The following is a 6,165-nucleotide window of genomic DNA, read 5'->3' as shown; positions in this document are numbered from 1 at the left end:
GCCCGCTCCCCACCGGGAGCGGGCCGACGACGCGTCCACCGTGGATGGTCGGTCGACAATCCCCAGCTCGCGCATGGCCTCGTCCTCCCGCTCGTGGGACAGGTAGAGCAGGTGGCCGGGGTCGCCGAGGCGTACGACGTAGGTCGGTGCCTCAAGGGCGGGGCAGCCCGGCCAGCCAGACCTCCAGCTCCGCCGGGGAGCGCAGTAACACCACGGGCGGCGCTGACGGGTCGGCCTGCCAGGCCCGCATCCGCCGTCGGGCCCGGCCGAACGCGGTGACGTGCCACACCAGGATCGAGTCCGAGGACAGCACACTGCTCAGCGACTCGCGGTTGCCGTTGCAGATCACCTCGCCGGTGACCACCCGGCGGGCGGTGCGGCGGAGCAACCGCCCGAACGACAGCCACCGTGGATAGTCAAGGCCGACGACCAGATCGGCGCGGGCCATCGGGACGTCCCGCCAACCGTGGTACGCGCCGTCGATGATCCAGCGGTCCCGTCGGCAGATCTCCTCGATCCGGCTGCGTTGCTGGGCGACCGGCACCTCGACCCAGCCCGGTTGCCAGAGCAGGTCGTCGACCGGATACCAGTGCAGTCCGAGGTGTTCGGCCAGTCGCGCCGCGAGGGTGGACTTGCCGGAGCCGTACACCCCGTAGACCAGGATGCGACGCGGTGCGCTCATCGCGGCAGCGTACGTCGTGAAGAAAAATCAGTTGTCGTGCCTGGCGCGCCTCGACCAGAGTGACGTCCATGACGTACTGACGGACTCCACCCCTGCTCCGCGCCACCGGTGATGCGTCCCGGGGGCCGTGACGCCGTCCGCTTTTCACGTTGGCAGCCAGAGATGAGCCTCCTTGTCCCAGCACCACCTCCCTCGGGAGCCCCTGCCCCCGTCCGCCCCGGCCACCGTCACGGTGTTCGCCTCTCCCGCGAGTTGGATCGAGTCCGATGCGCTCGCACAGTGCCAGCAGGTCGCCGCCCTGGACGGCATGCGGCACGTCGCCGCGATGCCGGACCTGCACCCCGGCAAGGGTGCGCCCATCGGCGCGGCCATGGCGTCGACAGTGCTGTACCCGTTCCTGGTGGGCTCCGACATCGGCTGCGGCATCGCCGTGTTTCCGATCAAGCTCAAGCGGGCCGTACCGGAACGGCTCGCCGTCCGGTTCCCCGATCTCGACCAGGCGCTCGACCCGGTACGCGACGCCGACGACCCCGCCTGGGCCGCCGTCGACTGTGACGTTCCAGCCGGCCATTTCGACGGCCTCGGGACGGTGGGTCGGGGCAACCACTTCGTGGAGTTGGCCCGCGTCGACACCGTCCTCGACGTGCGGCACGCGGGCCGGCTCGGGCTCGACGCGGGCGATCTCGTGCTGATCGTGCACAGCGGTTCCCGTGGTCTGGGCGAGCGGATCCTGCGGGCGCACACCGAGGTCCACGGCGCCGGGGCGGCACCCGACCCCGCCGCCTACCTGGGCAGGCACGACGACGCCGTGCGCTGGGGTTCGCTCAACCGCCGGGTGCTGGCCGCCCGGGTGGCGCACGCGTTGGGGGCCGAGCCCACCGCGCCGATCGTCGATGAGTGCCACAACCTGGTCGAGGTCCGGGACGGGGTCTACCTGCACCGCAAGGGCGCGGCGCCGGGTGACGGTCGCGACGTCCTCATCGCCGGTACCCGGGGAACGGCGTCCTACCTGGTGGCCGCGCACGCCGGGCCGGAGGCCAACCATTCGGTGGCCCACGGCGCCGGCCGCAAGATGTCGCGCGCCGACGCCCTGCGGCGGGGCCGGGCCAAGCACACGGTCGAGGAGCTACGCCGTACCCCGGTGGGTTCGCTGGTGGTGTGCGGTGACCGGCAACTGCTCTTCGAGGAGGCACCCACGGCGTACAAGCGCATCGAGCAGGTGATCGCCGACCTGGTCGAACACCGGCTGGCCACCCCGGTGGTCAGCACGACGCCAGTGGTCACCTACAAGACGCCCGACCTTGGGTCCGCCGCACGCCCGCAGCGGCGGGGCCACCGCGGCCGGCGAGGCCGCTCATGACCGCGTTCCTGCTGTTGTCGGCCGGACGTGGGCCGCAGGAGTGCGCCTGGGCATTGAGTCAACTGCTGCACCGGCTGCGCGACGAGGGCGTCCGCCGAGGTCTGACGATCCAGCAGGTCGAGGCGGTGCCCGGTGACCGCGCCGGCACCCACCGGGCGGTGCTGATCCGGATCTCCGGCGTGGACGCTGAGGCGTTCGCGGCCTCGTGGACCGGGACACTGTGTTGGCAGGCCCCCAGCCCGTACCGCTCGGGCGTCGGCCGGAAGAACTGGTACGTCACCGCCCAGCCGCCCGAACGCGACGCTCGGCCCACGACGTTTCGCGAGGCGGACGTCGACATCGTCGCCTGCCGCACCGGCGGGCCCGGGGGTCAGCACCGGAACAAGGCCAGCACGGCGGTACGCGCGACGCACCGCCCGTCGGGCCTGGTGGTCGTCGTGGACGAGGAGCGGCAGTTCAGCCTCAACCGTCGGATCGCCCTGGACCTGCTGCGCCACCGCATCGAGCAGGGCGACGAGGCGGCGCGGCGTGCCGTCACCACCGCCCGGTGGCGCGTCCACGACAGGCTGGTTCGCGGCGACCCGGTCCGGGTGGAACGTCCGACGCGCTAGCGGCTCAGACCTCCAGCACGGCGTCAGCGAATGCCTGCGGCGCCTCCTGCGGCAGGTTGTGCCCGACACCGCCGCCGACGGTCCGGTGCTCGTACTGGCCGGTGAACTGCTTGGCGTAGACGGTGGGCTCGACGTGGGGCGCGCCGTTGGCGTCGCCCTCCATGGAAATACTGGGCACGGCGATCTTCGGTTGCGTGGCCAGGCGCTTCTCGATGTCGTCGTACTGTGCCTCGCCGTCGGCGAGGGCCATCCGCCACCGATAGTTGTGGATCACGATGTCGACGTGGTCGGGGTTGTCGAACGACGCCGCGCTGCGGTCGTACGTCGCGTCGTCGAACGTCCACTGGGGGGACGCGGTGTGCCAGATCAGCTTGTTGAAGGCGCGCCGGTTCTTGTCGTAACCCTCCCGCCCTCGCTCGGTGGCGAAGTAGTACTGGTACCACCACGCCAACTCCGCCTTCGGCGGCAGCGGCGCCTTACCGGACTCCTGGCTGGCGATCAGGTAGCCGCTGACCGAGACCAGCCCCCGGCAGCGTTCGGGCCACAGCGCGGCGACGACGTCGGCGGTCCGCGCGCCCCAGTCGAACCCGGCGAGCTTCGCGGTGTCGATGTTCAGGGCGTCCATCAGGGCGATGAGGTCGAGCCCCATGGCCGCCGGTTCGCCGTTTCGCATCGTGTCGTCGGAGAGGAACCGGGTCGTGCCGTAGCCCCGCAGGTAGGGGATGACGACCCGCTTGCCGGCCGCGGTGAGCAGCGGTACGACGTCGGCGAAGCTGTGGATGTCGTAGGGCCAGCCGTGCAGGAGGATCACCGCGTCCCCGTCGGGCGGACCGGCGTCCACGTATCCGACGTTCAGGACTCCCGCGTCGATCTGTCGCAGGTCAGTGAACCCGCCAGCGGCCTTTGCCATTGACTTCTCCCCGCTTCCTGACCTGCTCGGATGTGCCGATCACGCCCGAATCTAGCGACCTGCCCGGAGCCTGAGCGCCGTTCACACAAGGACCGCTCGACGGATGCCGGACTGGGTACGATGCCCCCGCTCCCGCGGATGTTCGCGGTGGAGGTCGTGGGCCCGTAGCCGGATGACCGTAGGGTGATGGCATGGCTGAGCGACCTCTGACCCTGATGGCGGTGCACGCCCACCCCGACGACGAGGCGACGAGCACTGGCGGCGTCCTTGCCCGCTATGCCGCCGAAGGGGTCACGACGGTGCTCGTGACCTGCACCGACGGGCGATGTGGAGACGGCCCGGGCGGGGTCAAGCCGGGCGAGGAGGGGCACGACCCGGCCGCCGTGGTGGCGATGCGCCAGGCCGAGCTGGAGGCCAGCTGCGCGACGTTGAACGTCACCCATCTGGAAACCCTCGGCTACGCCGACTCGGGGATGATGGGCTGGGCGACGAACGACCAGCCCGGCGCGTTCTGGATCACGCCGGTGGCGGAGGCGGCGGCCCGGCTCGCGGAGCTGATTCGGCAGTATCGGCCGGACGTGATCGTCACGTACGACGAGAACGGTTTCTACGGCCACCCGGACCACATCCAGGCGCATCGAATCACCATGGCCGCTGTCGAGCAGACGGACGTCCCGGCGAAGGTCTACTGGACCACTGTGCCGCGTACGGCGTTCGCGGAGTTCGGTCGGATCATGAAGGAGCTCGGCGTCGAGTGGGCCGAGCCGGACGCGGAGTCGGAGCCGGGGCCGCAGCTCGGTCTGCCCGACGACGAGATCACCACCTGGGTCGACACCAGCAAGTACGGCGCGCAGAAGTTCGCCGCGCTGGCCACGCACGCCAGTCAGACCGAGAACATCTTCTTCCTGCAACTGGGCCAGGAGCGGTTCACCGAGCTGATGGGCGTGGAGACCTTCCTGCGGGTGCGGGACCGGACGGGCGCGCCGACCCCCGAGGACGACCTCTTCGCCGGTCTGCGCTGATCACTCTTCGGTAGCGCCACCTGACATCGTCGGCCACCGGTTCGACGGTGTCTGGTGGCGTGCGCCGCAAACGACCTCGCCACCCGAACCGGTCGCCGACCTCCGGCCTCCGGTCGCCGAAAGTTTCGCCGGCCGGCCACTCACCGCTGGGCAGGTCATGTGATGAATTTCCGGAAGTTTTCAGCGTTGACGGCCAGACATAGATCGGCTTAACGTTTCGAGCAAGTTTCCGGTTTCCGGCCGGAACTACCGGCGTCACCCAGCCATCTCGCGTCCCACCCGAGCAGGACCGGACCCTCACCTCCTAGATCGACATCTATCTATTGATCGTCTGGAAGGGCAGGCACATGAAGTTGAGACAGTGGTCGAGCGTCGGCCTGGTCGCCGTCGCGACCATCGCCACGCTGAACACGGTGCCGGCGACCGCGAGTCGACCGTACGACCCCACGACGCAGAGCCTCGGCACCCTCGGCCTGCGCCACGGTCTGCACGTCGGCACCGCGGTGAGCATGGATGCACTCAACGACGCCAGCGACCCGCAGTACCGCAGACTGGCCTCCTCCGAGTTCGCCTCGGTCACCGCCGAGAACGTGATGAAGTGGGAGAGCCTGGAGCCGACCCGCGGCACCTACAACTGGGGGCCGGCCGACCAGTTCGTCGACTTCGCCAAGCGCAACCGGCAGAGCGTGCGCGGTCACGTGCTGGTCTGGCACAACCAGCTGCCCGCCTGGTTGACCAGCGGCGTCGCCGACGGCTCCATCAGCAAGCAGGAGTTGCGCGAGCTGCTGCGCAAGCACATCACCACAGTCGTGAACCGCTACAAGGGCAAGATCTGGCAGTGGGACGTGGTCAACGAGGCGGTCAGCGACCCGTGGGACACCCCGTCGACCCTGCACTACAAGGGCTTCTGGGCGCAGAACCTCGGGCCCGGCTACATCGCCGACGCGTTCCGCTGGGCGCGGGCCGCCGACCCCAAGGCCCTGCTGTTCTACAACGACTACAACATCGAGGCGTTCGGCTCGGGCAACCCGGCGGACGACAAGACCCAGTTCGTCTACGACATGACCAAGAGCCTGCGCGCTCAGGGCGTCCCGATCGACGGCGTCGGCGCCCAGGGCCACCTGGGCACCCAGTACGGCAACTTCGACACCCTCCAGGTGACCGCCGCGCTGAAGAAGTTCAGCGGGCTCGGCGTCGCGACCGCGTTCACCGAGGTCGACGTGCGCAGCCAGCTGACGGAGGGCGTCCAGGCGGGCAACTCCGAGGAGATCAACCCCCGGCTCCAGGCGTCGGCCGCCAACTTCAGCGTGCTGATGAAGGCGTGCCTCGCCGTCCGGAGCTGCCTGTCGTACACGGTCTGGGGTTTCAGTGACAACCATTCGTGGGTGCCCGGCTGGTTCGACGACCCGCCGGAGGGCCTGGCCACCATCTACGACGAGAACTACCAGCCCAAGCGGGCGTACCAGGAGTTGAAGTCCGACCTGATCTTCGCAGGGCCGCCGTACGTCCTGCCCCGCATCGCACCCAAACCCCGCCGCTGACGCCCAGGGCCGTGTGGAGCTTCGGGAAGCTCCACACGG

6 protein-coding genes are annotated in these 6,165 nt (G+C 69.8%); 4 read left to right on the top strand and 2 right to left on the bottom strand.

Annotated elements, in window-relative coordinates; all coding sequences use genetic code 11:
• Positions 1-151 precede the first annotated feature (151 nt).
• Positions 152-682 carry an adenylate kinase gene (locus tag AB0B48_RS31370; protein ID WP_357207909.1) on the bottom strand — a complete coding sequence of 177 codons (531 nt, stop codon included), beginning with the start codon at positions 680-682 and terminating at the stop codon, positions 152-154.
• Positions 683-854: 172 nt separating this feature from the next.
• Here AB0B48_RS31370 and AB0B48_RS31365 point away from each other — a divergent pair, with 172 nt between their 5' ends.
• Both AB0B48_RS31365 and prfH read left to right on the top strand, forming a co-directional pair.
• Positions 855-2,042 carry an RNA ligase RtcB family protein gene (locus AB0B48_RS31365; protein ID WP_357207907.1) on the top strand — a complete coding sequence of 396 codons (1,188 nt, stop codon included), beginning with the start codon at positions 855-857 and terminating at the stop codon, positions 2,040-2,042.
• Entirely contained in the window at positions 2,039-2,653 is a 615-nt protein-coding gene (gene prfH, locus AB0B48_RS31360; protein WP_357207905.1) for a peptide chain release factor H, read from the top strand. The genes AB0B48_RS31365 and prfH overlap by 4 nt, the downstream gene beginning before the upstream one ends.
• Before the next feature lie 4 nt (positions 2,654-2,657).
• On the opposite strand, the gene AB0B48_RS31355 is transcribed toward prfH, so the two are convergent.
• The gene (locus AB0B48_RS31355) at positions 2,658-3,563 is read right to left on the bottom strand and encodes an alpha/beta hydrolase (protein WP_357207903.1); all 906 of its coding nucleotides are present in this window, start codon (positions 3,561-3,563) and stop codon (positions 2,658-2,660) included.
• Positions 3,564-3,754: 191 nt separating this feature from the next.
• Here AB0B48_RS31355 and AB0B48_RS31350 point away from each other — a divergent pair, with 191 nt between their 5' ends.
• A complete protein-coding gene (locus AB0B48_RS31350; RefSeq protein ID WP_357207900.1) occupies positions 3,755-4,585 on the top strand; it encodes a PIG-L family deacetylase in 831 nt (276 codons plus the stop codon).
• A 347-nt stretch (positions 4,586-4,932) separates the two neighbouring features.
• Positions 4,933-6,126, top strand: coding sequence for an endo-1,4-beta-xylanase (locus tag AB0B48_RS31345; protein ID WP_357207898.1), 1,194 nt, complete (start codon positions 4,933-4,935; stop codon positions 6,124-6,126).
• The last annotated feature ends 39 nt before the right edge of the window (positions 6,127-6,165 follow it).

This window comes from Micromonospora sp. NPDC049089, assembly GCF_040648775.1.
GTDB lineage: Bacteria > Actinomycetota > Actinomycetes > Mycobacteriales > Micromonosporaceae > Micromonospora.
The sequence above is the reverse complement of the archived record's forward strand: the minus strand, read 5'-3'. Positions and strand labels throughout refer to the sequence as shown.